The following is a 2800-nucleotide window of genomic DNA, read 5'->3' as shown; positions in this document are numbered from 1 at the left end:
CTTCAGAACTAACACAGTGGACGCGAGCAACTGAGGACAAGCCCTCGGCCTATTAGTACCGGTCAGCTCCACCCATTACTGGGCTTCCACATCCGGCCTATCAACCCAGTCGTCTACTGGGAGCCTTACCCTCTCAAGGAGGTGGGAATACTCATCTCGAAGCAGGCTTCCCGCTTAGATGCTTTCAGCGGTTATCCCTCCCGAACGTAGCCAACCAGCCATGCCCTTGGCAGGACAACTGGCACACCAGAGGTTCGTCCGTCCCGGTCCTCTCGTACTAGGGACAGCCCTTCTCAATATTCCTACGCGCACAGCGGATAGGGACCGAACTGTCTCACGACGTTCTAAACCCAGCTCGCGTACCGCTTTAATGGGCGAACAGCCCAACCCTTGGGACCGACTCCAGCCCCAGGATGCGACGAGCCGACATCGAGGTGCCAAACCATCCCGTCGATATGGACTCTTGGGGAAGATCAGCCTGTTATCCCCGGGGTACCTTTTATCCGTTGAGCGACGGCGCTTCCACAAGCCACCGCCGGATCACTAGTCCCGACTTTCGTCCCTGCTCGACCCGTCGGTCTCACAGTCAAGCTCCCTTGTGCACTTACACTCAACACCTGATTGCCAACCAGGCTGAGGGAACCTTTGGGCGCCTCCGTTACCCTTTGGGAGGCAACCGCCCCAGTTAAACTACCCATCAGACACTGTCCCTGATCCGGATCACGGACCGAGGTTAGACATCCAGCACGACCAGAGTGGTATTTCAACGGCGACTCCACCATGACTGGCGTCACGGCTTCAAAGTCTCCCACCTATCCTACACAAGCCGAACCGAACACCAATATCAAACTGTAGTAAAGGTCCCGGGGTCTTTCCGTCCTGCTGCGCGAAACGAGCATCTTTACTCGTAGTGCAATTTCACCGGGCCTATGGTTGAGACAGTCGAGAAGTCGTTACGCCATTCGTGCAGGTCGGAACTTACCCGACAAGGAATTTCGCTACCTTAGGATGGTTATAGTTACCACCGCCGTTTACTGGCGCTTAAGTTCTCAGCTTCGCCCTGTCGAAACAGAGCTAACCGGTCCCCTTAACGTTCCAGCACCGGGCAGGCGTCAGTCCGTATACATCGCCTTACGGCTTCGCACGGACCTGTGTTTTTAGTAAACAGTCGCTTCTCGCTGGTCTCTGCGGCCACCCCCAGCTCACGGAGTAAATCCGATCACCAGACGTGGCCCCCCTTCTCCCGAAGTTACGGGGGCATTTTGCCGAGTTCCTTAACCATAGTTCACCCGAACGCCTCGGTATTCTCTACCTGACCACCTGAGTCGGTTTAGGGTACGGGCCGCCATGAAACTCGCTAGAGGCTTTTCTCGACAGCATAGGATCATCCACTTCACCACAATCGGCTCGGCATCAGGTCTCAGCCTTAATGTGTGACGGATTTGCCTACCACACGGCCTACACCCTTACCCCGGGACAACCACCGCCCGGGCTGGACTACCTTCCTGCGTCACCCCATCGCTTACCTACTACCACCTTGGGTCAGCGGCTCCACCACTCCCCTTTGCCCGAAGGCTCCGGGGCGGCTTCACGGCCTTAGCATTAATGGGCTCGATATTGGGCGTTTCAAAGCGGGTACCGGAATATCAACCGGTTGTCCATCGACTACGCCTGTCGGCCTCGCCTTAGGTCCCGACTTACCCTGGGCAGATCAGCTTGACCCAGGAACCCTTAGTCAATCGGCGCACACGTTTCTCACGTGTGTATCGCTACTCATGCCTGCATTCTCACTCGTGAACCGTCCACAACTCGCTTCCGCGGCTGCTTCACCCGGCACACGACGCTCCCCTACCCATCACAGCACCCGTTGGGGCTTATTGCTGCAATGACACGACTTCGGCGGTACGCTTGAGCCCCGCTACATTGTCGGCGCGGAATCACTTGACCAGTGAGCTATTACGCACTCTTTCAAGGGTGGCTGCTTCTAAGCCAACCTCCTGGTTGTCTCTGCGACTCCACATCCTTTCCCACTTAGCGTACGCTTAGGGGCCTTAGTCGATGCTCTGGGCTGTTTCCCTCTCGACCATGGAGCTTATCCCCCACAGTCTCACTGCCGTGCTCTCACTTACCGGCATTCGGAGTTTGGCTAAGGTCAGTAACCCGGTAGGGCCCATCGCCTATCCAGTGCTCTACCTCCGGCAAGAAACACACGACGCTGCACCTAAATGCATTTCGGGGAGAACCAGCTATCACGGAGTTTGATTGGCCTTTCACCCCTAACCACAGGTCATCCCCCAGGTTTTCAACCCTGGTGGGTTCGGTCCTCCACGAAGTCTTACCTCCGCTTCAACCTGCCCATGGCTAGATCACTCCGCTTCGGGTCTTGAGCGTGCTACTGAAACGCCCTATTCGGACTCGCTTTCGCTACGGCTTCCCCACACGGGTTAACCTCGCAACACACCGCAAACTCGCAGGCTCATTCTTCAAAAGGCACGCAGTCACGAGATACAGCAAGCTGCATCCGACGCTCCCACGGCTTGTAGGCACACGGTTTCAGGTACTATTTCACTCCGCTCCCGCGGTACTTTTCACCATTCCCTCACGGTACTATCCGCTATCGGTCACCAGGGAATATTTAGGCTTAGCGGGTGGTCCCGCCAGATTCACACGGGATTTCTCGGGCCCCGTGCTACTTGGGTGTCTCTCAAACGAGCCGCATGAATTTCAGCTACGGGGGTCTTACCCTCTACGCCGGACCTTTCGCATGTCCTTCGCCTATCCATACGGTTTCTGACTCGTC

General features: G+C 56.6%; 1 rRNA gene. It reads right to left on the bottom strand.

The features are described 5' to 3' along the window. Positions 1–32: 32 nt before the first annotated feature. Positions 33–2800: ribosomal RNA gene (locus ABTZ54_RS35615) — 23S ribosomal RNA — on the bottom strand; the annotation flags it as partial.

Source organism: Streptomyces sp. NPDC094032 (assembly GCF_040303965.1).
In the GTDB taxonomy this organism is placed as follows: domain Bacteria; phylum Actinomycetota; class Actinomycetes; order Streptomycetales; family Streptomycetaceae; genus Streptomyces.
The sequence above is the reverse complement of the archived record's forward strand: the minus strand, read 5'-3'. Positions and strand labels throughout refer to the sequence as shown.